This is a genomic window from Pseudoalteromonas sp. 120-MNA-CIBAN-0494, assembly GCF_040308885.1.
GTDB classification, from domain to species: domain Bacteria; phylum Pseudomonadota; class Gammaproteobacteria; order Enterobacterales; family Alteromonadaceae; genus Pseudoalteromonas; species Pseudoalteromonas nigrifaciens.
On the sequence record NZ_JBEOOE010000003.1, the window covers coordinates 22,062 to 44,901 of the forward strand.

At 40.5% G+C, this 22,840-nt stretch carries 18 protein-coding genes and 1 pseudogene; 13 read left to right on the top strand and 6 right to left on the bottom strand.

The window, feature by feature from the left end:
- Positions 1 to 81 precede the first annotated feature (81 nt).
- From AAEY55_RS03360 to AAEY55_RS03385, 6 genes are all read left to right on the top strand, one after another.
- Entirely contained in the window at positions 82 to 2,568 is a 2,487-nt protein-coding gene (locus AAEY55_RS03360; RefSeq protein WP_350550061.1) for a DNA translocase FtsK 4TM domain-containing protein, read from the top strand.
- Positions 2,568 to 3,194, top strand: a complete 627-nt coding sequence (gene lolA / locus AAEY55_RS03365) for an outer membrane lipoprotein chaperone LolA (protein WP_350550064.1) — start codon at positions 2,568 to 2,570, stop codon at positions 3,192 to 3,194. The genes AAEY55_RS03360 and lolA overlap by 1 nt, the downstream gene beginning before the upstream one ends.
- The gene (locus AAEY55_RS03370) at positions 3,187 to 4,530 is read left to right on the top strand and encodes a replication-associated recombination protein A (protein ID WP_086998673.1); all 1,344 of its coding nucleotides are present in this window, start codon (positions 3,187 to 3,189) and stop codon (positions 4,528 to 4,530) included. Before lolA ends, AAEY55_RS03370 begins: the two co-directional genes overlap by 8 nt.
- Complete coding sequence (crcB, locus tag AAEY55_RS03375; RefSeq protein WP_041454454.1) at positions 4,523 to 4,903, top strand: fluoride efflux transporter CrcB; 381 nt, start codon at positions 4,523 to 4,525, stop codon at positions 4,901 to 4,903. The genes AAEY55_RS03370 and crcB overlap by 8 nt, the downstream gene beginning before the upstream one ends.
- Before the next feature lie 8 nt (positions 4,904 to 4,911).
- The gene (serS, locus tag AAEY55_RS03380; RefSeq protein WP_058373536.1) at positions 4,912 to 6,216 is read left to right on the top strand and encodes a serine--tRNA ligase; all 1,305 of its coding nucleotides are present in this window, start codon (positions 4,912 to 4,914) and stop codon (positions 6,214 to 6,216) included.
- A 513-nt stretch (positions 6,217 to 6,729) separates the two neighbouring features.
- Positions 6,730 to 7,032 (top strand): hypothetical protein, encoded by a 303-nt coding sequence (locus AAEY55_RS03385; RefSeq protein ID WP_086998670.1) that lies wholly within the window; start codon positions 6,730 to 6,732, stop codon positions 7,030 to 7,032.
- A 40-nt stretch (positions 7,033 to 7,072) separates the two neighbouring features.
- Here AAEY55_RS03385 and AAEY55_RS03390 read toward each other — a convergent pair.
- Positions 7,073 to 7,206, bottom strand: a pseudogene (locus AAEY55_RS03390) (IS110 family transposase); the annotation flags it as partial.
- Between the two features lie 118 nt (positions 7,207 to 7,324).
- Between AAEY55_RS03390 and AAEY55_RS03395 the strand changes: the two are divergent.
- The gene (locus AAEY55_RS03395) at positions 7,325 to 7,759 is read left to right on the top strand and encodes a hypothetical protein (RefSeq protein WP_350550069.1); all 435 of its coding nucleotides are present in this window, start codon (positions 7,325 to 7,327) and stop codon (positions 7,757 to 7,759) included.
- 247 nt (positions 7,760 to 8,006) lie between these two features.
- Here AAEY55_RS03395 and AAEY55_RS03400 read toward each other — a convergent pair whose 3' ends face one another.
- Positions 8,007 to 9,197, bottom strand: coding sequence for a PQQ-dependent sugar dehydrogenase (locus AAEY55_RS03400; protein ID WP_350550072.1), 1,191 nt, complete (start codon positions 9,195 to 9,197; stop codon positions 8,007 to 8,009).
- Here AAEY55_RS03400 and AAEY55_RS03405 point away from each other — a divergent pair.
- The gene (locus AAEY55_RS03405; RefSeq protein ID WP_350550075.1) at positions 9,182 to 9,622 is read left to right on the top strand and encodes a hypothetical protein; all 441 of its coding nucleotides are present in this window, start codon (positions 9,182 to 9,184) and stop codon (positions 9,620 to 9,622) included. The genes AAEY55_RS03400 and AAEY55_RS03405 overlap by 16 nt on opposite strands.
- A gap of 104 nt (positions 9,623 to 9,726) precedes the next feature.
- On the opposite strand, the gene AAEY55_RS03410 is transcribed toward AAEY55_RS03405, so the two are convergent.
- Both AAEY55_RS03410 and AAEY55_RS03415 read right to left on the bottom strand, forming a co-directional pair.
- Complete coding sequence (locus AAEY55_RS03410) at positions 9,727 to 10,926, bottom strand: Nramp family divalent metal transporter (RefSeq protein ID WP_182683460.1); 1,200 nt, start codon at positions 10,924 to 10,926, stop codon at positions 9,727 to 9,729.
- A 301-nt stretch (positions 10,927 to 11,227) separates the two neighbouring features.
- Complete coding sequence (locus AAEY55_RS03415) at positions 11,228 to 12,490, bottom strand: valine--pyruvate transaminase (RefSeq protein ID WP_011328381.1); 1,263 nt, start codon at positions 12,488 to 12,490, stop codon at positions 11,228 to 11,230.
- A gap of 530 nt (positions 12,491 to 13,020) precedes the next feature.
- On the opposite strand from AAEY55_RS03415, the gene AAEY55_RS03420 reads away from it, so the two are divergent.
- The 4 genes from AAEY55_RS03420 to AAEY55_RS03435 all read left to right on the top strand — a co-directional run bounded on the left by AAEY55_RS03420 (position 13,021) and on the right by AAEY55_RS03435 (position 18,294).
- Positions 13,021 to 14,103, top strand: a complete 1,083-nt coding sequence (locus tag AAEY55_RS03420) for an endonuclease/exonuclease/phosphatase family protein (RefSeq protein ID WP_193038635.1) — start codon at positions 13,021 to 13,023, stop codon at positions 14,101 to 14,103.
- A gap of 240 nt (positions 14,104 to 14,343) precedes the next feature.
- Positions 14,344 to 14,763: an MAPEG family protein gene (locus AAEY55_RS03425; RefSeq protein WP_011328379.1), complete on the top strand. Its 420-nt coding sequence runs from the start codon at positions 14,344 to 14,346 to the stop codon at positions 14,761 to 14,763.
- Between the two features lie 365 nt (positions 14,764 to 15,128).
- Entirely contained in the window at positions 15,129 to 16,565 is a 1,437-nt protein-coding gene (gene nhaD / locus AAEY55_RS03430) for a sodium:proton antiporter NhaD (RefSeq protein WP_193038627.1), read from the top strand.
- Positions 16,566 to 16,917: 352 nt separating this feature from the next.
- Complete coding sequence (locus AAEY55_RS03435) at positions 16,918 to 18,294, top strand: NAD(P)-binding domain-containing protein (protein ID WP_197182755.1); 1,377 nt, start codon at positions 16,918 to 16,920, stop codon at positions 18,292 to 18,294.
- A gap of 82 nt (positions 18,295 to 18,376) precedes the next feature.
- Here AAEY55_RS03435 and AAEY55_RS03440 read toward each other — a convergent pair whose 3' ends face one another.
- The gene (locus AAEY55_RS03440) at positions 18,377 to 20,224 is read right to left on the bottom strand and encodes an ABC transporter ATP-binding protein (protein WP_058373524.1); all 1,848 of its coding nucleotides are present in this window, start codon (positions 20,222 to 20,224) and stop codon (positions 18,377 to 18,379) included.
- A gap of 172 nt (positions 20,225 to 20,396) precedes the next feature.
- Positions 20,397 to 21,194 (bottom strand): hypothetical protein, encoded by a 798-nt coding sequence (locus AAEY55_RS03445; RefSeq protein WP_350545889.1) that lies wholly within the window; start codon positions 21,192 to 21,194, stop codon positions 20,397 to 20,399.
- A gap of 199 nt (positions 21,195 to 21,393) precedes the next feature.
- Between AAEY55_RS03445 and AAEY55_RS03450 the strand changes: the two genes are divergently transcribed.
- Entirely contained in the window at positions 21,394 to 22,812 is a 1,419-nt protein-coding gene (locus AAEY55_RS03450) for a M28 family metallopeptidase (RefSeq protein WP_350545886.1), read from the top strand.
- Positions 22,813 to 22,840: the final 28 nt, after the last annotated feature.

Consider the following 22,840-nt stretch of genomic DNA (forward strand, 5'->3'; position numbering starts at 1 on the left):
TAAAGTGCAACAAAATACATTTCCTGCTAAGGTATTCCACTGCTAAGTGAGTGTAAAAATAATAAAGAGGAATAGGGAATTATGCGCCTAAACGGTGTGCAAAGGCTATTAGAAACAGGGCTGATAATCAGCACTTTTACAGCAATATTTATTTTATGTGCCTTAATCAGCTTTGATCCGGCGGATGCTGCATGGTCGCAAACTAGCTTTAGCGAAGTAAAAAACATTACTGGCGCTGCGGGTGCATGGATTGCTGACATATTATTACTCACTTTTGGCTGGTTGGCTTATTTAGTACCGGCCGCAATTCAGATATTTGGTTATTTATTATTTAAACAACCGCACCGAATTTTACAACTCGACTACACCACCTTAGCATTGCGTGTTATTGGTTTTGCTTTATTTATTACCTCAGCTACCGCTATTAGCAGCATTAATTTTGATGATATTTATAACTTTTCATCAGGCGGGGTAGTGGGCGATGTGATTGAATCGGCAATGATGCCAGCATTTAACTTTACCGGTACTTCAATACTATTATTGTGCTTCTTTTTTGCCGGTTTAACATTATTAACGGGCGTTTCGTGGGTTGATTTTGTTGATTATTTAGGTGATTTAATCGTTCGTTTTTATCGTTACATAAGCAATTATGTAAAAGGCTGGCTAAACCGAGAGCGTTTAGCGGGTAATGATAATCAGCAAATAGACGCACAATTTGAACCAGACGCCAACGAGCAAGCCGATGAAACAAATAGCAAAAAAGTAAATAAACAAAAATCAATTAACAAACCGCAAACGCCATTTAATGAGCCGCAAATTAGCGACGAATTTATGCCGTTTGACGAGCTAGACGATATTCTCGATCAAGAAATTGGCTTTAGCGCCATAGATGACGATCCAATGGATACAGAAGCTGCACTTAATGCACTTGATCAGAGCCCAGTAGTAGAGCCAGAAAAGCCTGTAACTACAGTAGTATCGCCAGCAAGGCCAATGAACAAGCCAAAAGCTGCGTATCAGCCGCCGCCAACAGCCAAAGAAAAATTTGAACAATTACTTAATCAAGAGCCGCCACTAGGGCCATTACCATCGCTAGATTTACTCGACAGACCCGACAAAGCTAAAAACCCTATTTCGCAAGAAGAGCTCGATACAGTATCGCGACTAGTAGAGACAAAACTGCTCGACTTTAACGTACAAGCAAAGGTTGTAGCAGTATACCCAGGGCCAGTTGTAACGCGCTTTGAGCTAGATTTAGCACCCGGTATAAAGGTGTCTAAAATTACCGGTTTAGCAAAAGATTTAGCCCGTTCGCTTTCAGCAATTAGTGTACGTGTGGTTGAGGTTATTCCGGGTAAAACCTATGTAGGCATAGAGCTGCCTAACAAGTATCGCGAAATAGTGCGTTTATCAGAAGTAATAAACGCCCCTAAATTTGAGCAAAACCCATCACCACTCACCATGGTATTAGGTAAAGATATTGCCGGGGAGCCGGTATGTGCCGACCTTGGTAAAATGCCACATTTACTGGTAGCCGGTACCACAGGCTCGGGTAAATCAGTGGGCGTTAATGTGATGATAGTAAGCTTACTGTACAAATCGGGGCCTGACGATGTACGTATGATCATGATTGACCCTAAAATGCTTGAACTTTCGGTATACGAAGGTATTCCGCATTTATTGTGTGAAGTAGTTACCGACATGAAAGAAGCCGCTAATGCACTGCGTTGGTGTGTAGGCGAAATGGAGCGTCGTTATAAGCTAATGTCGGCTTTGGGTGTACGTAACTTAAAAGGTTATAACCAAAAAGTGCTTGAAGCCAAAGAAGCAGGCTACCCAATAATGGACCCATTATTTAAAGACACCGATGGCATGAAAGATGGCCCAGATGAGCTTGGAAAACTACCTAGTATAGTGGTAGTAATAGACGAATTTGCCGACATGATGATGATTGTAGGTAAAAAAGTAGAAGAGCTAATTGCCCGTATTGCGCAAAAAGCACGTGCCGCAGGTATTCATTTAATACTGGCAACACAGCGCCCATCGGTAGACGTAATAACCGGTTTAATTAAAGCAAATATACCAACGCGTATGGCGTTTCAGGTATCGAGTAAAATAGATTCGCGCACTATACTTGACCAACAAGGTGCCGAAAATTTATTAGGTATGGGTGATATGTTGTATTTACCGCCAGGTACAAGTGTTCCTGAGCGTGTGCATGGCGCGTTTGTAGACGACCACGAAGTACACGCAGTAGTAAACGACTGGAAAGCCCGTGCTAAACCAAATTACATAGACGAAATACTTAATGGCGACGCGAACGAGGATATTTTATTACCGGGAGAAGCCAGCGAAAACGCAGATGAAGAAAACGATCCGCTATACGACGAAGCAGTGTCGTTTGTAATTGAAACCGGTAAAGTATCGGTGTCGTCTGTGCAACGTAAATTACGTGTTGGCTATAACCGCGCAGCACGCTTAGTAGAACAAATGGAAACATCGGGTATCGTGAGTTCAGCTGGCCACAATGGCGCTCGCGATGTATTAGTACCTAATGGAGCAAATTAATGAAAAAACTTAACACCTTATTATTAGTACTTGGCAGCTTAGTTGCTACGCCAAGCTTTGCAGACGACAGCCAAGCATTACAAGATCAACTCGCAACGCTAAAAAGCTTTAAAGCGCAGTTCTCGCAAAAAGTAACAGACAAACAAGGCCAAGCAGTAATGCAAGGCGAGGGCACAATTGCCCTGCAACAACCTATGATGATCCGCTGGCAGCAAACCAATCCAGACGATACATTATTTGTATCAAATGGGGATAAAACATATTACTTCGACAGTTTTGCCGAGCAAGTAACTATTATGCAAACTAGCAGCCTTATAGATTCAACGCCGTTTGTGTTACTTACCTCAAAAGACCCAGCGCAGTGGGAAAAATACAGCGTACTGGCTACAAATAGCGGCTTTAGCGTAACGCCAAACAAAGGCGTAGAAAGCCAAGTAGAGCAGCTAGATATAACCTTTGCTGGTAACGAGCAAGGTTTGGCTAAATTAGTGGTAACCGATAATTCAGGGCAGTTATCGTCGTTTACTTTTAATGATGCACAAGTTAATACGCTGCTTGATAAAAGCACCTTTGAATTTACGCCTCCTGAAGGTGTTGAAATAGACGATCAGAGTAACGGTGAGTAACTTAGGATTTAACTTTGGGCCCGATGTACGCCCACTCGCAGCGCGTATGCGCCCAACAACGCTTGATGAATACATTGGTCAGCAGCACTTACTCAGCGCCGATAAACCACTGCATCAGGCAATTGTTGCAGGGCGCTGTCATAGTTTAATACTGTGGGGGCCGCCGGGTGTGGGTAAAACAACGCTCGCGCAAATAATAGCTAATCATGCCGATGCTGCGCTTATTCAAATGTCGGCAGTTACTGCAGGCGTTAAAGACATTCGCGACAGCGTTACGCAGGCGCGCGAAAACCTGCAAAGCCGTGGCCAACGCACCTTAATGTTTGTTGACGAAGTACACCGTTTTAATAAATCTCAGCAAGATGCATTTTTACCGCATATAGAAGACGGTACGTTTATATTTGTAGGTGCAACCACCGAAAACCCATCGTTTGCTCTTAACAACGCTATTTTGTCGCGGGCGCGTGTGTATGTTTTAAAATCGCTTGCCGATACCGACCTATACACAGTAATAGATCGTGCACTCAAACAAGACGAACAATTAAGCCAAAAGCACATAGTAATTGCCGACAACGCTAAAAAAGCACTGTGCCAAGCAAGTGGTGGCGATGCGCGCAAAGTACTTAACTTACTAGAGCAAGCGGTTGATTTAACCACAGAGCAAAACGGCCAATACAAGGTAGACGAGCACGTACTTAGCCAAGTGCTGCCCACACATTTAGCTAAATACGACAAAGGCGGCGATGAATTTTACGACTTAATATCGGCCTTTCATAAATCGGTACGAGGCAGCTCCCCCGATGGCGCGCTGTATTGGTATTGTCGTATTTTAGCCGGTGGTGGCGACCCTTTATATGTAGCTAGGCGCTTACTTGCCATTGCCACAGAAGACATAGGCAACGCCGATCCGCGCGCTATGGAAGTGGCGCTAAACGCATGGGATATTTTTCAGCGAGTTGGCCCAAGCGAGGGCGAACGCGCAATTGCCCAAGCCACACTTTATTTAGCCAGCGCACCTAAAAGTAATGCGGTGTATATGGCGTTTAATCAAGCCAAGGCCGATGCCCAAAACGAGCCAAGTTACCCCGTGCCAGAGCATTTACGCAATGCGCCAACCAACTTAATGAAAGACTTAGGGTATGGCGCTGAGTATCGTTATGCGCATAACGAAGAAGGCGCTTTTGCAGCCGGAGAGAAGTATTTACCACCAGAAATGCAAGGTAGGGAGTATTACTTACCGAGCGATCGTGGCCTTGAGCAAAAAATTAAGCAAAAGCTCGATTACCTAAAAGAGCGCGACGCGCAAAGCCCACTTAAACGATACGAAAATGATTAAACTTTATATGATGATCGCCCTTGGCGGAGCCTCAGGAGCGTGTTTACGGTTTTTTATTAGCGAAAGCATGCTAAAACTCCTCGGTAGGGGATTCCCTTTTGGCACGTTGGCGGTTAATATTCTGGGTTCATTGTTGATGGGCATTTTGTACGGTTTACTAGATAAAGATATAATCGCCGAAAGCCCTGCTAAAGCCCTGATCGGGGTTGGCTTTTTAGGTGCGTTAACCACCTTTTCAACATTTTCAATGGATTCGCTGTTGTTATTACAACAAGGTCACTTTATTAAAATGGCCCTCAATATCATCTTAAACGTGATGGTGTGTATTTTTATGGCTTGGCTGGGCCTTCAGCTAGTAATGCAAAAAGGTTAAAAACTAACATGTTAGATTCTAAATTTTTACGTCAAGATATCGAACAAACTGCAGCACGCTTAGCGGCTCGCGGTTACGAACTCGATGTAGCGACGGTCACGGCACTTGAAGAAAAACGCAAAACATTACAAGTAAAAACGCAAGAACTTCAAAGTCAGCGTAATGCAAGCGCAAAAGCAATTGGCCAAGCTAAAGCCAAAGGCGAAGACGCTCAACCGCTACTAGATGCAGTTGCTAACTTAGGTAGCGAACTAGACGCAGCAAAAGCGCAGCAAGATGTAGTATTAGCCGCAATTAACGACATTGCCTTAGCAATTCCAAACTTGCCAGACGAATCCGTACCTGCAGGTAAAGACGAAGACGACAACGTTGAAATACTAACGTGGGGCACACCTAAAAAGTTTGATTTTGACGTGAAAGATCACGTTGATGTAGGCCAAGACTTAAACGGCTTAGACTTTGAAATGGGCGTTAAAATTAGTGGCGCACGCTTTACCGTAATGCGCGGCCAAGTAGCGCGTATGCACCGTGCATTAACGCAATACATGCTAGACACCCACACAGACAAAAACGGTTACACAGAAATGTACGTACCGTACCTAGTAAATAGCGCAAGTCTATACGGCACCAGCCAATTACCTAAGTTTGCGGGCGATTTATTCCACACATTAGGCCTTGTAAACGACGATGGCGAACAGCAATCAGGCTTTAGCTTAATCCCTACAGCAGAAGTACCACTTACTAACAGTGCACGCGATGAAATTTACGACGAAAGCGATTTGCCAATTCGTTTAACTGCGCACACGCCATGTTTTAGAAGTGAAGCCGGCAGCTATGGTCGCGATACTCGCGGCTTAATTCGCCAGCACCAGTTTGATAAAGTAGAACTTGTACAGCTGGTAAAACCAGAAGACTCAATGGCAACACTTGAAGAGTTAACAGGTCATGCGGAGCAAATACTACAAGAGCTTGAACTACCGTACCGTAAAGTAATTTTATGTATGGGTGATATGGGCTTTGGCTCAGCTAAAACCTACGACTTAGAAGTATGGTTACCAGCGCAAAACACCTACCGCGAAATTTCATCATGTTCAAATATGGTAGATTTTCAGGCGCGTCGTATGCAAGCACGTTTTCGCCGCGAAGGGGCTAAAAAGCCAGAGTTACTACATACACTAAATGGCTCAGGTTTAGCCGTTGGCCGTACACTCGTAGCCATACTAGAAAACTACCAACAAGCCGATGGTTCAGTAGTAGTACCAGAAGTATTACGCCCGTACATGGGTGGCCTTGAAGTGATTGGCAAGCAATAAAACGTAAACTTTAAGCCAATTTTTAGGCTTATGAGCTTAAAAAGAAAGCCGCTGTTAATTACAAACAGCGGCTTTTTTATTATAGGTTAAAAGTAAAAAGGTTCAGCTAATATGTAGGGCGTGCTTTAGCACTTTATAGTTCTTTGACAAAGTTATGCGCCTGTCCTTTTTAGTTTCCTTTTTATATGTTACGACTTTTTATCTGTTATGGAGTCAGGTGAATGAGCAATGGCAACTGTATAGCCTTGTTCATAATATAGAAAAGCTGCAAAACACGATGCATTAAGGTGGGTAAGGCCTTTTAACCTCAATAAAGCCACTTAAACACCAGTAATACCTTCTAAAATGCCAATTAAAACAACATCAACCTCCCACTTTATATTCTGCATAAAATACAGTAATCGATTGAACCAAAATAGGAACTCAGCTATGGTTTATTAATCAATAAAAACAAATAAAAAACGAGTTAATCTACAGGCTCGTTATACGTTTTTCAAAAATGGAGTTTTAAAAATGAGTAAAGTATTTCAATTCAAAGTTAAAAATCACACTATTAAAATAGTTAATTCATGGCTTCGAGGTGTGAAGCTCTACGTAGATGGCGATTTTCGAGATCACGACTCAACTTTCCTAGCAATTGGTAAAAAAGCTCTTTTATCAGCAAGCCTTGGAGAAAGTGGTATCCTAGAAATTATTCCAATGTCAGCTTTATTCTCTGTAGAAATGGATGCGTATTTGATTTCAGATAATTCAACTCAGCATGTTTATAGCTCACATAAACGCTTAAGTTTAACAGAACAAAGAACCGCGCAATAAACGTATAACAACACGGCCTGAGGTGGACGACTAGTAAAATTTAGCTATTAATTGCAAATTTTAAAAGTGGTGAGCCCTGCGTTTTAATGCTGATAAATACGTCGATTCATCGTAGGGTGTATTCGTTTTCCAACACCTAAATACAATCCTTATCCATTTAAATGTCAGTGTTCTAAAAGTAAAATAAGACAAGCACAATTTTTTGTATACAAGAATAAATAACAGTTAGCGAAACATTATATTTATAGTTGAGCTCTAGCCACTAATAATTGATTAAATAAGGGGTATTAAAATGGATAAAATGTCAGTTAACATAACGTCTAAACCTTTAGAAACTTACCCGAAAAAACAAATTTTAAAGGTGGTGGCTGATGACGATTCTGAAAAAGAGACAGTGCAAAAGGGAGTGGCTCAAGGTGTTCAAGTAGACATATCTGAAGAGGGGGCGGAAAAAAGTCTGGAAGATAAAAATCAAGCGGCGTTTCGCAAGTTATTAGGTAATGAAGATGTAGATCAAGCATCACAATCTGAAGGTGACCTCCTTGATGAACTAATTGCTGAAATACAAGAAAAGCTTGAAAAACTACTGCAGGAAACTGCATTGTTACGCAGTAAAGATGATGAAGAGTCGCAGGCAAAAGTGAAGGTGCTAGAAGGTGAAATTACCGGGCTTAATATTCAACTTATTGAATTATTAAAACAGAAATTAGAATCGGGTAAAAACTAGGTGTAAAGCTCCTGTAATTACCTTTAATACATTTTTCGGTTACTGCATAACGCGGTAAGTCGGGTTGTTTCTAGTAAACTCATCACTTTTGTCGGATGGCGTGGCTTCGCCACTTATCCGACTTACGTCAAAAGGTAGGTTGGTTAAGCCGAAGGCGCCACCCAACAGAGTTATTAAACCTATTAAAGCGGCTTACTAAAAGGCGCTATCCCCCCTAAAAGCGAAGTCTCTCTAACCCTCTTGTGAACTAATTTGATTTAACTAACATCAGCTTTGCATCTTCCCCATCGGTTAATATCGCTACATTACCCTCAGTGGTTACAAACACATCTCTTAATCGGCCTGTGGCCTCTGGGAATATATGAGACTGGGTAAATTCACCATTAGCTAAATTTACAGCGTAGAGCTTTTTATCAGCCAAAGTCGTAATTAACACATGTTTTTGTAGTGAAGGGAAAGCCGCGTGCTTAGAGCCGTAATACGCCATGCCAGATGGGGCTATTGATGGCGTCCAATTAACACTTGGTTTTTGCATGCCTGGGTATTGAGTAAAAGGTGAAATACGCGCTTGCGAATAATCCCTACCGTAAGTAATTACTGGCCAGCCATAATTGGTTCCTGCGGTTAAGTAGTTTAGCTCGTCGCCGCCTGCGGGGCCGTGTTCGTGGCTAATAATTTGCTGTGTATCGTAATCATATACAAGGCCTTGAGGGTTACGGTGACCAAGTGAGTAAACAGCATGGGCATTTGGGTTTGTATGGTTAATAAATGGGTTATCTGTTGGAATACTGCCGTTTAAGTTTATACGTAATATTTTACCAAGCTGGCTGGTAATAACTTGTGCTTGTTCTCTAAAGTCAAAGCCATCGCCCGTTGAAACTAATAACGTATTGTCGGGTAGTACAAGGGCGCGCCCAGCGTAATGTTGTGGTGTGTTTTTATTGGTAGCTACTTTATAAATAATTTGCGGCTTTGAAAAACGAGTACCATTAAAGGTGGCTTTGGCAACAACAAGCCTGTTTGCGTTGGCATCGCCTTGGGCGTAGGTAAAAATAATTTCTTTGGAGTTGCTATAATCTGGCGATAACACTATATCGAGCAAGCCACCTTGGCCTGCAAGGTATAAGCCCTCTAGGTTTAGTTTTACTCTTGATTGCTCATTATTTTTAATTATAACTACGTGGCCATCGCGCTCTGTAATTAACCATGTACCGTTTGCTAGTTCAACCATGCTCCACGGAGACTGTAATTGTGTAGCAAGGGTTTTTGTACTGTATTGCTTTTTTGGTAACGCAGCGCCTGCATTAACAGGAAACGCAAAAAGCGAAAGCAGAGTAAAAAAAGAGATACATTGTTTACGGGGTAAGCCTTTGCTAGCATGGCTTATATAAGAAAAAAACTTTATTTTAAGTTGAGATAACCATGTCATTTTTAACACGTATATTGCCCTCATTTTTAGTTTCTTGGTTATTTACATTCACACTTGCTAGCTTGTTTCATAGCCAATACGTTGTCTATCAATTAGTTAATGTAGGTGTTGTAGTGGGCTTTAGCGACCGTGTTAGTTTAACACTGGATGATTGGCTGGGCTTATTACCTACCTATGGTGCTATTATTGCCATTGCACTTGCCATCGCTTTTTTAGTTACGGTGCAGCTTAATAAAAAGGTTAAAAAATACCGTACTCAGCTATTTGTTATTGCTGGCATTGTGGCGTTTGCTATGGTGTTAATTGCCATTGAGTCGATTATGAATATACATATTATAGCGGGTGCAAGAGGTTGGGGGTTTTATACTCAATTGCTTGCAGGTGCAGCTGGGGGCTATGTGTTTTCACGCTTAACAAAAACAAATATTATCTGATTTTAATTACTGCAGGATACAGGAAAGGTTTTTATTATAATGAATAAGTAAAAAAGCCACTGTTTGTAGTGAACAGTGGCTTTTAATTAGGTGTTTTAGTTTAATTAAAAAATCAAACTAATCAGCTTGTAGCTGCTTAAGCCAAAAATAAGCAGTAATATAGGCACAGTGATAAGGTTTAATAACACAGAATTGGTGTAATTGCCCATCACCGCTTTTTGATTTACCAACCAGAGTAAATAAACAGTAATAATAGGCAGTAATAAGCCATTAGCAGCTTGGGCAAAAATGATCACGGCAACCGGATCTAACCCCAAAGAGGCAACAGCTGCGCCAAACAGCAAGATAACCAGTGCTACCGATTTGAAACGGCTACTTTGCATTTTGTTAGACCAACCAAGCATTCCGCAAACTGCATAGGCTCCCGCTAAAGGAGCAGTAATTGCACTAGTTAAACCTGCAGCAAATAAACCAATAGCAAAAAAGTAATGGGCAGCGCCACCTAATAATGGCTCAAGCTGTACTGCCATATTTGCTGCGCTAACTTTACCTGCGTCGGTACCATAAAAAGCCACCGAGGCGGTAGATAAAATAGCCAAAGTGATCACTCCACCTAAAGTGATTGATAAGCTGGTATCGATATTTGTTTGCTTAATTATTTTACGTTTATCGCTATTATTGTTGTACTTTGCTGCGAGCACTCCTGAATGCAAAAATAAATTATAAGGTACTATGGTGGTGCCAATCAGTGCAAGTACAGTGGTAACAGAGCCCTCAGGCATAGTAGGAATAAAACCCGCTAGTACTTTGCTTATAGGCGGAGCAGCCATAACTAAAGTAGAAATAAACACTAAGCTCATTAAAATCACTAATAAGATGAGCGCGTTTTCTACCACTTTATGTTTTCCGCTGTACAGTAACAATGCGCTAATAAAAGCAATGAGCGGCGTCCATATTTGCGCATTTATTGTCGGAAATATCTTTATTAAACCCATGCTAGCGCCACTAAGGTTACCCGCTTCATAGGCGGCGCTGCCCACGCCAATGGCGCTTATTACCAAAAAGCTAGCGAGAATTTTAAGCACTGGGGTATGAATATGCGCGCGCAGTGCTTGGGCAAGATCTTTGCCTGTTGCTACGCCAAGGCGAGCAGCCATAGATTGTAATAATATAGTGGCTATTACTGAAAAAAGTAATGTCCAGATAAGTGCAAAGCCAAAGTTTGCACCTGCTACGCTAGCAGTCGTTATGGTGCCTGGTCCTATAAAGGCTGCGGTGACTAGTAGTCCTGGTCCTAATCGCATAATTTACCTGTATGTTGGTGTTTAAAGTGTGCACCTGTATGGGCGCGCGTTTTATTACTGCCACTTAGTAAGCGTTTGCAGCCTGAACTACCTTTTATGCTACCCGCTAGTAAATAGCGTGTAAAAAAGGTCGCGTAGAATAACAGTTTATATATAAATTTAAAGAGTATAGCGCGCGTTTGCACAAAAAGAGTACAGTATTACAGAGGTAAATAAGGGATAAAGGCAACACTTGCTCAATAGCGTGCCGTTATAGTGGATGTTACGTTATAGCCAAAGCGTAGATAGCATAAGCATTAATTTACGCCATTAAATACTTTATGGTTTGTAAACCTTTGCGTAGTGTTGCTTCATCGGTTGCATAGTTAATGCGAATACACTCGTGCTTGTGCGCCCAGCTATCGTCAATGCCAATAAAAAAGTTGTGTCCAGGAATTACATACACATCTTGCTCTTTAAGCTTTTGGTATAGTGTTTCGCTTGTTATTTTTGCATCTTTAAACCACAGCCACATAAAAAATGCGCCTTCAACTTTATGCAAGTAAACACTCATATCGGCAAATATTTCATCAAACAGTTCAATCGCTATTTGTGCTTTATTACGATAAAAAGGCAACACAACATTACGACACAGCGGCAGTAGTTCGTCGTCGTTAATTAAACGGGTAACTAAGCTTGGGCCTATACTATTTGGCGATAAAACCATGCTGCCATTTACGCGGCCAATTGCTTTAATAATTTCATTGTTTGCAACCACAATACCGCTGCGTAAACCCGGTAAGCCAAGCTTTGAAAGCGACATACATAAAATTATGTTTGAGTTCCACGTTAGGTTTGCGTCGGTGTAAATACAGCCCGGGAATGGATCGCCATATGCGTTATCTATAATGAGTGGAATGTTGTATTGCTTAGCGAGTAAATCAAGGTGTTTTACTTCATCATCGGTTATTACATTACCGGTTGGATTGGTAGGGCGCGATACGCACAGCGCACTGATACTGCTGTCGTTTGCTAATATTTTTTCAACCGCTTTAAAATCAATAACGTATTTAAATTGTTTAGATGTGCTACCGGTATTTAAAATTTCGATATCGGGCTTTATGGCAACAAACATATCGTCCGATAAACCTTGGTCGGCATAACCTACGTATTCTGGCGCGAGGGGAAATAAAATCTTTTTATGGCTGCCATCAGGCATTTCGCCTGCAAACATATTAAACAGCACAAAAAAGTTAGCTTGGCTGCCATTACCAAGTGCTACGTTATTGGCACTTATATCCCATGCATATTCTTTACTTAGTTGGCTTGCTAATGCAGCTCTAAACTCGTCGTTACCGGTTGGGCCGTCGTAAAGGCCAAATACTTGCGATACTTTATTACTGGCAACGAGCTTTTGTAACTCACTTAAAAAAACCTCATTTACTTGTGGTACTAATGCAGGGTTACCGCCACCCAGCATAACAATATTAGGATTGTTACTGCTTTTAGCACTGCCTAAGTCTTCCATTAACTGAGTAATGCCGTTGGGTTGTGTAAATTTAGTGCCAAAGTTTGAGTAGTTCATAATACATAGCGTTTGTAGGTAATGGAAAGGGCAGTATAGCCTAAATAAAGGGCTAAAATAGTAAGTTGAGAATTATTCAATGCGTAGTTTTAAAGGTTGTTACTGCAACCTCATTGCATATAAGCATAATAAAGCAGTAATAAAATAGGCACTGTGCTTTTTGGAGATATTTGTAAAAAATGAGGGGGTTTTTGGTTTTAATAGCGCGTAGCGATACTCAAGGGTAAAAACAAAGCGTACGAATACGTAAGCAGCTAAATTTGTAATGCTATTGTTTGATGTATGAAATTGAATTGATTTGCCATGTATGATCTTATTTTTACAAGTTTACTTAAATAGCACAGGTTTTGAACACCCCCCTAAAGCCTTAAAAACGATAAGCAATAGGGTATACTGCTATTACATACTTTTACGTATTCATTTAAGCAAGCATTAGGGCTAATAACTCAGCGATGTTTGTTATTTTAAAATGTACAGCAGTGGAACCTCTTTTGATAAAAAACACTCAACTAAAAATAGCCACATTTAACTTGTTTAATTACCTTGAGCCACCCAATGCATACTATGAGTTTGAGAAAATTTATACCGCGCAACAGTGGGCTAAAAAGCAGCAGTGGGTTATTGATTATTTAACAGAGCACGCACCTGATGTGATTGGTTTTCAGGAAGTGTTTAGTATTGAGTCGTTACAAGAATTAGTACGTGGGCAAGGTTATGAGCACTTTGCAGTGGTAGATACGCCCGAGGTGATTGACGACTTTATTTATAAACGCCCCGTAGTGGCAATTGCCGCAAAATATCCTATTGTTGAAGTGGCTGCGGTGCAGCACGATAATGAACTTGTAGCTACCCTTGGGCTTAGTGCTGATTTTACATTTAGCCGCAAGGTATTAAGAGCCACAGTAACTTTGCCGCACATAGGTAATACAGATTGTTATGTGGTGCATTTTAAATCTAAACGCCCAATGATTGAGGTTGATGAGCACAATAAAGCACTTTCGCCCGAAAAGAACATAATTGAGATTTTAAAAGCGAATGTAGCGGGTGGCTGGGGATCAACTATTCAACGCGGCAGCGAAGCCACATTATTAATGATACAAATGATTGCGCGCCGCGAAGCTACGCAGCAGCCTATGATTTTAATGGGCGACTTTAATAACAGCATAGCTGATGGTGTGTTAAGCCACATGCTTACTAATACACTGCGTTTTGCACCTGCTTTTGACGCTAAAACTTACCTTGCTAAATATTGTTTAAATGATGCATGGGACTTATTTACAAAGTCGCAATTGGCAAGTGCTGAGCCACAAGCACCAACAGACGACTTGCGTGTTGATGGCGATATAGTGAGTGTTGTAATTGAGCAAGGTGATACAAATAATGTGGCTAAGCCAGCAACTCCACGCACGCCAACCCATTATTATGGCGCGAGCAGTTCAGTGCTTGACTATATTTTATTGTCTAGTGAATTTGATGCCAGCTACCATGATAGCTTTTTTGAAGTAAGTGACTATAACACTTACGATCGGCATTTAATTAACCCAGTATTTGAGCGAGACGATTTAAGTACCGACCATGGGGTGGTTATAGTTACTTTAACTTTGAGGTCGTAGGCTATAATTTTAATGATTAATATTGCTAATAATATTTGTTTAACAATATTACTTTTACGGTTTTTAATTTAAGTATTAAGTGCTTTTATGTAAAAACGTCGGAATAAATTACTGAGTTTAAACGATAGCTTTAACTATTTGTATAACTATCAAATAATTAAACTCGGCCTAAAACTTGCCTGTTATTAATGTTAAACATCTAAAAATTGATAATCTTTAATAAAAACAAGGAAATTAACTATGACTAATATTGCACTTTCGGCGTATTTGGCGTTTTACCTGTATTTAATTATGTTGCTTGTACAGTGGGCGGTAGCAACTTTTAGCAAAGCAAAACAGCCTAATGCAGTGCCGGGTAAAATAAGTGACGACTTATCTCACGATAGTTTTATATTTAGAGCACACCGTACTTTTCACAATACCCTTGAAAATAGTGCGTTATTTATAGGAACAGTGTTGTTTGCTTTTGTAATAAATTATCAAAGCCCAATATTTGCACTATGTGTATGGATATACGTTATTGCGCGATTAATTCATATGGTGCTGTACTACGCAATTGCTACTAATAAAAATCCTAGCCCGCGTAGCTACTTCTTTTTAATTGGCGTACTTGCCAATGTTGTGATGCTAGTAATGGTAGGTTTAAGGTTAATTGCCTAATACAAATTAAATAACAAACAACAATTAATCAAGAGCGAAGTTGCTTATATAGCAACTTCGCTTTTTTTGTTAACTACTTCGCAGCACCAAATAAAAACAATATAACCAATTGAATTTTAAATAATTAACCTGTAAATATTAAAGCTTGCATAACCACCATTCACACACCCTATTTACAATATAGCAACCATCTATGCATATATAGACCTCAGTACAATAGCCACTTGGTAATGCTGTGCTATTTTATTGTGGTGAAAAAATAATAACCAATAAATACTCACCAAAATGCGTATCAATAAAGCAGATAAATTGCTTTATTGTAATTAAAGCCAGCTGATTTATGTAATTAAAACAGGAAATGTAAAATGAAGAGTTTGCTATGGGGGTTCAACATAGTATGTATTGCTATGTTGTTTTTTTGCTCGCCAGTTTGGGCTGCGCAAGGGCAGTTAGATTTAACATCATCGAGTATTGGTTGGTTATGTATTGGTATATTTTTTATTGCTTATACCGTGGTTATGCTCGAGGAAAAGCTACATTTAAGAAAGTCGAAACCAGTATTAGTTGCAGCAGGATTAATTTGGATATTAATAGGTGCCTATTACGTTAGCCATGATATTACTGAACTTACCGAAACTGCATTTAGGCATAATTTACTTGAGTTTGCCGAGCTTATGCTCTTTTTACTAGTCGCTATGACCTACATAAATGCGCTAGAAGAAAGAGGAGTATTTGATGCATTGCGCGCTTGGATGATCCGTAAAGGCTTTAACTATAAAAATTTATTTTGGATAACCGGTTTTTTAGCATTTTTTATCTCCCCGATTGCCGACAACCTTACCACCGCGTTATTAATGTGTGCAGTGGTAATGAAAGTTGCCGAAGGTGATAAGCCATTTATAAACATCAGCTGTATTAATATTGTTATTGCGGCTAATGCGGGCGGCGCATTTAGCCCCTTTGGCGACATAACCACGCTAATGGTGTGGCAAGCTGGATTGGTGCATTTTAACGAGTTTTTAGTGCTGTTTTTACCTGCTTTAGTTAATTACTTAGTGCCCGCAGCCATTATGAGCTTTTATGTTGCCGATAAGCACCCAACCGCACAATACGAAGCGGTTGAGCTAAAACGCGGCGCAGTGCGAATATTAGTGTTGTTTTTACTTACCATAGCCACTGCCGTTGCTTGTCATAGCTTTTTAAACCTGCCACCAGTATTAGGTATGATGATGGGGCTAGGCTATTTACAGTTTTTTGGTTATTTTTTAAGAATGACTTTACCAGGATCACTGGCTCGTAAAAGAGCCCATGCAGAGCAGTTGGGCGATCAAGAACGATTAGCTAAACTAGGCAGTGTTGTACCATTTGACGTATTTAGTAGAGTGCAACGGGCAGAGTGGGACACGTTATTATTTTTTTACGGTATTGTTATGTGCGTGGGTGGCTTAGGGTTTTTAGGTTATTTAAACTTTATGTCTGAGATGCTATACGGCAATTGGTCTACTACAACGGCAAATGTTTTTCTTGGGGTGATTTCTGCAGTGATCGATAATATACCGGTTATGTTTGCGGTGTTATCTATGGATCCTGAAATGTCGCATGGGCAATGGTTGCTGATCACATTAACTGCGGGGGTAGGCGGTAGTTTACTCTCGATTGGCTCGGCTGCGGGAGTGGCATTAATGGGGCAAGCACGCGGCTACTATACTTTTTTTGGTCACCTAAAGTGGACGCCTGTGATTGCGTTAGGTTACGGGGCCAGCATAATTCTGCACTTATGGCTTAACGCATCATTATTTTAAAGATACCAGCAAACGCCTATAAGCTATTTTTTATCACAGTAACAATACTATAAAGCTTTAATTTAAGTATTAAATGGTAGTAAAAGCGAAGGAGCATAAACAGCATCTTCGCTTTTTTTATTACTTAAATTTAAGCCGTTATAAACTAATGGCTGAGTGCTTACTGATTAAATTTTTTAAGCCAAATAAGTTGTGGTGATAATAGACGGCTAGTTAATAAAATATTGATTTATTTTATGTTTTTTTAAAGGTAAATGTTATAAAAAAGGATTTATTTTTATTGTGGCAAATAATTTGCATGAAAAAATGTTATAGTAAGGCTCGTATTAGCTATTAGGAGTCGACTTTTATAATGAAAAAAATTGCTATTTTGGGCGCAGGTCCAAGCGGTTTGGCACAATTACGTGCATTTGAAGCAGCTCGTTTAGCCGGTATTGAGAATTTACCGGAAGTTGTTTGTTACGAAAAACAAAATGATATTGGTGGCATGTGGAACTATACATGGCGCACTGGGCTAGACAGAAATGGTGAGCCGGTACATGGCAGTATGTATCGTTATCTTTGGTCTAACGGACCAAAAGAATGCTTAGAATTTGCTGATTATTCTTTTGAAGAACATTTTGGTAGACCTATTCCTTCGTATCCCCCTCGTGAAGTGCTTAAAGACTACATAATGGGGCGTATTAACAAGCAAGATATTCGTAAATACATTCGCTTTGAGTGCCCGGTTCGTTGGGTTACATTTGACGACGAAACACAAATGTTTACTGTAACGGTTATGAACCATAAAACCGGCGAGCAGGAAGTGAATGAGTTTGATTATGTTATTGTTGCTACAGGTCATTTCTCTACACCAAACATGCCTTATTTTGAAGGGCTAGAAGAGTATTCTGGTCGAGTATTACATGCTCATGACTTTAGAGATGCGCTAGAATTTAAAGATTCAGAAGTTTTACTTATAGGCAGTAGCTATTCTGCCGAAGATATAGGTACGCAGTGTTATAAGTATGGCGCTAAATCGGTAACTATAAGCTACCGTACTAAAGCACTTGGCTATAATTGGCCAGACGGCATTGCAGAAATGCCACTTGTGACCCACTTTGAAGGGGACATTGCGCATTTTATAGATGGCACTAGTAAGCGCTTTGATGCTGTGATTATGTGTACTGGGTATTTATTTCATTTTCCATTTTTACCTGACGAACTACGTTTACAAACACATAACTGTTTGTATCCGGCAAACTTGTATAAGGGTGTTTTTTGGCAGCCAAACCCTAAGTTAGTTTATTTAGGCATGCAAGATCAGTACTTCACTTTTAATATGTTTGATGCGCAAGCATGGTATGTACGCGACGAAATTTTAGACAGAATAAAAATACCAGCATTAGCAGCACGACAAGAAGATGAAAAAAATTGGTTAGCTAAGTACGATGAAGTAACGAATGTTGAAGGCTCTATTGATTATCAAGCAGCGTATATTCGTGATTTAACTAATGCCACAGATTACCCTGAATTTGCAGTTGAAAAACAGGCAGATATTCTCAAAGAATGGCAAAAAGATAAACAACAAGACATTATGTGTTTTAGAGAAAAAGCGTATCGCTCTACTTTAACAAACACCTTGGCACCTGAGCTTCCTGTGCCGTGGTTAGATGTACTTGATGATTCATTAGAATACTTTTTAGAATTATCGGCTACTCACACCATAGAAAAAAGTAAAGCGAGCTAGCACGTAATAAAACAATATTAAACCATAACGCATTTTTCGTTATGGTTTAATATTTTAAGTTTGTTGTTAATACTTAAAAAAACTATTCAACGCCAATAAACCCACCTGTTTGATGTGCCCAAAGTGCAGCGTAAATCCCATTCTTAGCTATTAACTCATCATGTGTGCCTTGCTCAACAACACCGCCGTTATCAAGTACGATAAGCCTGTCCATTTGCGCTATGGTTGATAGCCTGTGAGCAATAGCAATTACTGTTTTATCTGTCATTAAATCATCAAGACTTGCTTGAATAGCGGCTTCTACTTCTGAATCAAGCGCGCTGGTGGCTTCGTCGAGTATGAGAATAGGGGCGTTTTTAAGCAGTACGCGCGCAATAGCAATACGTTGGCGCTGCCCACCCGATAAGGTAACGCCACGTTCGCCTACTTGCGCGTCAAAGCCTTTATTACCTTTGCTATCAACTAAGTCGGTTACAAACTCTAGAGCTTTAGCTTGCTTGGTGGCATCGATCATTTCGGCTTCAGTGGCATCTGGTCTGCCGTATAAAATGTTGTCTTTTACTGAGCGGTGCAGCAGGGAAGTGTCTTGAGTTACCATGGCAATGTAACGGCGTAAGCTTTCTTGGCTCACATCGGTAATGTTTTGGCCGTCAATTTTTATACTGCCAGAGTCGGTGTCGTAAAAGCGTAGTAGTAAATTAACTAGCGTTGATTTACCCGCGCCAGAGCGACCCACTAAGCCAATTTTTTCACCGGCTTTAATATTTAAGTTTAAACCGTTAATAACCGGGCCACGCAGCGTTTCACTTGCTGCTTTGCCGTAGTTAAAGTGCACATTGTTAAATTCAATTGCACCTTGGCTAACGTTAAGAGTGCTGGCATTGGGTTTATCGGCTACTGCAATTGGGTTAGAGAGGGTTTGCATGCCATCGGCCACGGTGCCAATATTTTCAAATAAGCTGCTTATTTCCCACATGATCCACTGCGCCATGCCGTTTAATCTAAGGGCTAAACTTACCGCAACGGCAATTGCTCCTGCGCTAATGGCACTTAGCGACCACAAGTAAAGTGATACCGCAGTGACCGAAAACACTAATAAGTAATTTAAAGTTTGAATAACAAAGTTGAGGCTGGTAACTAAACGCATTTGCTTGTACACCGGCTGTAAAAAAACATCCATACTTTGTTTTGCGTATTCTTCTTCGCGTTGGGTGTACGAAAATAGTTTAATGGTAGCAATATTAGTGTAGCTGTCGACAATGCGGCCGGTCATTTCTGAGCGGGCATCGGCTTGTGAGGTAGCCACTTTTTTAAGACGCGGTACAAAGTAAAGTTGAATGCAAATATACAAAACAAGCCAAACAAGTAAGGGTAACATTAAGCGCCAATCGGCCTCGGCTACTAAAAACAACATAGAGCCAAAATAAACGATTATGTACATTAATACGTCGAGTAGTTTTGTTACAGCTTCGCGCACAGCCAGAGAGGTTTGTAATACCTTGGTGGCGATGCGTCCGGCAAATTCATTTTGATAAAAACTAACACTTTGGCGCAATAAATATCTATGTGCTAACCAGCGAATCGACATGGGGTAATTGCCCAGTAATGCCTGGTGCAAAATTGCAGAATGAAAAAACACCACTACAGGCAGCACCACAAGGAGCATAAGGGCCATTTTTGTCAGCTCGGACTGCTGCTCTACAAAGAGTGTTTGTGGTGTATAAATTGCCAGCCAATCAACTAGTTGCCCCATATAGCTAAATAGCGATACTTCTAAAATAGCGAGCAAGGCGGCACTTAACGAGAGTAGTGCTAGCGACAGCCCCATGCCTTTGGTGTAATGAAGACAAAACGCAAGCAGCGTGTTAGGTGGCTGCGTTGGTTTATCTTGTGGGAACGGCTTAGTAATGCGCTCAAATAGTCGATACATTTTAATAGCTTAAATGGCAAGTAATTGCAGCTATCATAGCATTTTTGTGTTTTTAAATGCAGCTTAGTAGAGGCTTAATTACTCATACTCTAAGGTATAATTAATATTAGTAAGCATTAAAACAATACTAAGATTGCTATTATCAGCCGTTATTGAACAGCCCCATTAAGTTTTATTTTGCTTCTATATGGTAAATAGTATTTATATTGCTATGCAAGTTTGGCGCTATGCTTTGCATTACTGTTGAGGCTTGTATTGCCTCTACCGTTATATGCTTTAACGAAAGGTTACTTAGTATAAGTACAATGTTTTTGTATTCAAAAAACTCTATAAGTGCAATACAGTTAAAGTAATGGCGTAACAATACTAAAGTGGTTTGTAATTCTTGCCCTGTTTTAGGATTTAGGTTAATAATTGCCTGGCCGCTTTTATTAATGCAGTGGTTAATGGCGTGCCAAAACGACTCGCTTTGAATAAACGTTTGGTGGTGCTCGCCACTAAATATATCTATGTAAATTAGGTCGTATTGTTGAGTGCATTGACTAATAAATTGCTGAGCACATTGCTGGTGCACAGTATGATCACTGGGTAATTTAAAAAATTGCTTAGCGATACTTATAACATCAGGGTTTATTTCTACACTTTCAAACGTATCAATTAAATTACGGCGGCTAGATTCAATGTGTTTAAGTGCGCGCTCTATTGCTGCAGTGCCTAAGCCCAAATTTAAAATACGTAGCTCACTAACCGGGGCTAATAAAAATAACAACATGCTTTGATATATTGGTACACATAATAGTTCAGGCCGGGCTTTGCTCATTACTCCTTGAAGGGTAGAGCCTAGCGGCGGATCGTTATTAAAAGTGAGCCATCTATAATCTTCATTTTGATAAACGCGTACCGGACCAAACTTACTGTCGGCATGATAGATTTGATTACTGAGCTTGGTATCGTTTTTTAATTGGCGCATAAAGTTTTTAATAAATAAAAACCCTAGTGTGGCATAAATAAAATAACTATATTACTAAATATTGTAGTTGCTAATTATTTGGCTTAATTAAACCTTTAACCTGTACTCTAGCTTACTTTTTTGTGGTGCCTACCGCAAAAGTATTGCGCAATAAGCTTACTTGCGTAATGGTGATTATAATAAAAATAAGGAGCTATAAATGCTTAAAACACCTTTTAAAATAACAACAAAATTACTTAGCGTGAGTACCCTTACAGCTGCTTGTTTTGTGGGTTTAACTTCGCAAGCATTGGCAGCGGGCGAGATTAAATACACTGATCAACAAAAATTGCATGCTATAGCCGGTGATATTTCAGCGCAGCGTATTGGTGGCGATATTCAAACGCTGGTGGATTTTGGTACGCGCCATACATTATCAGACACTAAATCGGAAACCCGTGGCATTGGTGCAGCAAGGCGCTGGATAAAACAAGAGTTCGAAAAAATATCAGCACAATGCGGCGGATGCCTAGAGATTATTGAAGTAAAAGACACTATATCGGGCGAAAAACGAATTCCTGATGCAACCGAAGTGGTTAATATTGTCGCTATTCAGCGCGGTATAAGCGAGCCTAACCGTATGGTAATAATGTCGGGCGATATAGACTCACGCGTAAGCGATGTGATGGATTTTACTAGTAACTCGCCGGGGGCTAACGATAACGCCTCTGGTGTGGCGGGCGTAATAGAGGCGGCGCGCGTATTGAGTAAACATAAATTTAATGGCTCTGTGGTGTACGCGGCGCTGTCGGGCGAGGAGCAGGGTTTATTTGGTGGTAAAATTTTAACCGCTTATGCGCAAAAACACGACTGGCAAGTACACGCAGTACTAAACAACGACATGATAGGCAATATTACCGGGGTTAATGGCGTAACCGATAACACCACAGCGCGGATATTTTCTGAAGGTACGCGCGTAATAGAAACTAAAGAGCAAGCACGAACGCGGCGCTTTACGGGGGGCGAGGTTGACTCAGCTAGTCGTAACTTGGCGCGTTACATAGATACCATTGCCGACAGATACATTGCTAATTTAAATACTATGCTAGTTTACCGGTTAGACCGATTTGGTAGAGGCGGGCACCATAGACCCTTTAATGACGCGGGCTTTGCTGCAGTGCGCATTATGGAAACAAACGAGCATTACGATCGCCAGCATCAAGACTTACGCACTGAAAACGGCATTGAATATGGCGATACGATCAAAGGCGTTGATTTTGACTATGCGGCCAAATTAACCGCACTTAATGCTGTAAGTTTAGCGTCGATGGCGTGGGCACCAGCTCCTCCTAAAGACGTGAAAATCGCGGGTGCGGTAACGGCTAATACGCGTTTGTCGTGGCAGGCATCTAAAGACAATAATATAACCGGTTATCGTATTTATTGGCGTTATACCAGCGAGCCACAATGGCAGTTTAGTAAAACCGTGGGTAAGGTTACTCAAGCTATACTTAACAATGTAGTAATTGATAATTACTATTTTGGTGTTGCAGCCATTAATAAAGAAGGGATTGAGTCGCCGGTGGTATTTCCGGGGGATGTGGGCTCATTCGATCATAATATTAAAATAGTTAAGTAAAGCTTATAAATTTGGCTAAAAACCAGGC

Bases quoted from the DNA above. Each gene is read 5' to 3' on its own strand.
- AAEY55_RS03415 (WP_011328381.1), bottom strand. From the start codon at position 12,490: ATGAACTACTCAAACTTTGGCACTAAATTTACACAACCCAACGGCATT.
- crcB (WP_041454454.1), top strand. From the start codon at position 4,523: ATGATTAAACTTTATATGATGATCGCCCTTGGCGGAGCCTCAGGAGCG.
- AAEY55_RS03385 (WP_086998670.1), top strand. From the start codon at position 6,730: ATGAGTAAAGTATTTCAATTCAAAGTTAAAAATCACACTATTAAAATA.
- serS (WP_058373536.1), top strand. From the start codon at position 4,912: ATGTTAGATTCTAAATTTTTACGTCAAGATATCGAACAAACTGCAGCA.
- AAEY55_RS03445 (WP_350545889.1), bottom strand. From the start codon at position 21,194: ATGCGCCAATTAAAAAACGATACCAAGCTCAGTAATCAAATCTATCAT.
- AAEY55_RS03360 (WP_350550061.1), top strand. From the start codon at position 82: ATGCGCCTAAACGGTGTGCAAAGGCTATTAGAAACAGGGCTGATAATC.
- AAEY55_RS03425 (WP_011328379.1), top strand. From the start codon at position 14,344: ATGACTAATATTGCACTTTCGGCGTATTTGGCGTTTTACCTGTATTTA.
- nhaD (WP_193038627.1), top strand. From the start codon at position 15,129: ATGAAGAGTTTGCTATGGGGGTTCAACATAGTATGTATTGCTATGTTG.
- AAEY55_RS03405 (WP_350550075.1), top strand. From the start codon at position 9,182: ATGTCATTTTTAACACGTATATTGCCCTCATTTTTAGTTTCTTGGTTA.
- AAEY55_RS03410 (WP_182683460.1), bottom strand. From the start codon at position 10,926: ATGCGATTAGGACCAGGACTACTAGTCACCGCAGCCTTTATAGGACCA.
- AAEY55_RS03440 (WP_058373524.1), bottom strand. From the start codon at position 20,224: ATGTATCGACTATTTGAGCGCATTACTAAGCCGTTCCCACAAGATAAA.
- AAEY55_RS03450 (WP_350545886.1), top strand. From the start codon at position 21,394: ATGCTTAAAACACCTTTTAAAATAACAACAAAATTACTTAGCGTGAGT.
- AAEY55_RS03395 (WP_350550069.1), top strand. From the start codon at position 7,325: ATGGATAAAATGTCAGTTAACATAACGTCTAAACCTTTAGAAACTTAC.
- AAEY55_RS03435 (WP_197182755.1), top strand. From the start codon at position 16,918: ATGAAAAAAATTGCTATTTTGGGCGCAGGTCCAAGCGGTTTGGCACAA.
- lolA (WP_350550064.1), top strand. From the start codon at position 2,568: ATGAAAAAACTTAACACCTTATTATTAGTACTTGGCAGCTTAGTTGCT.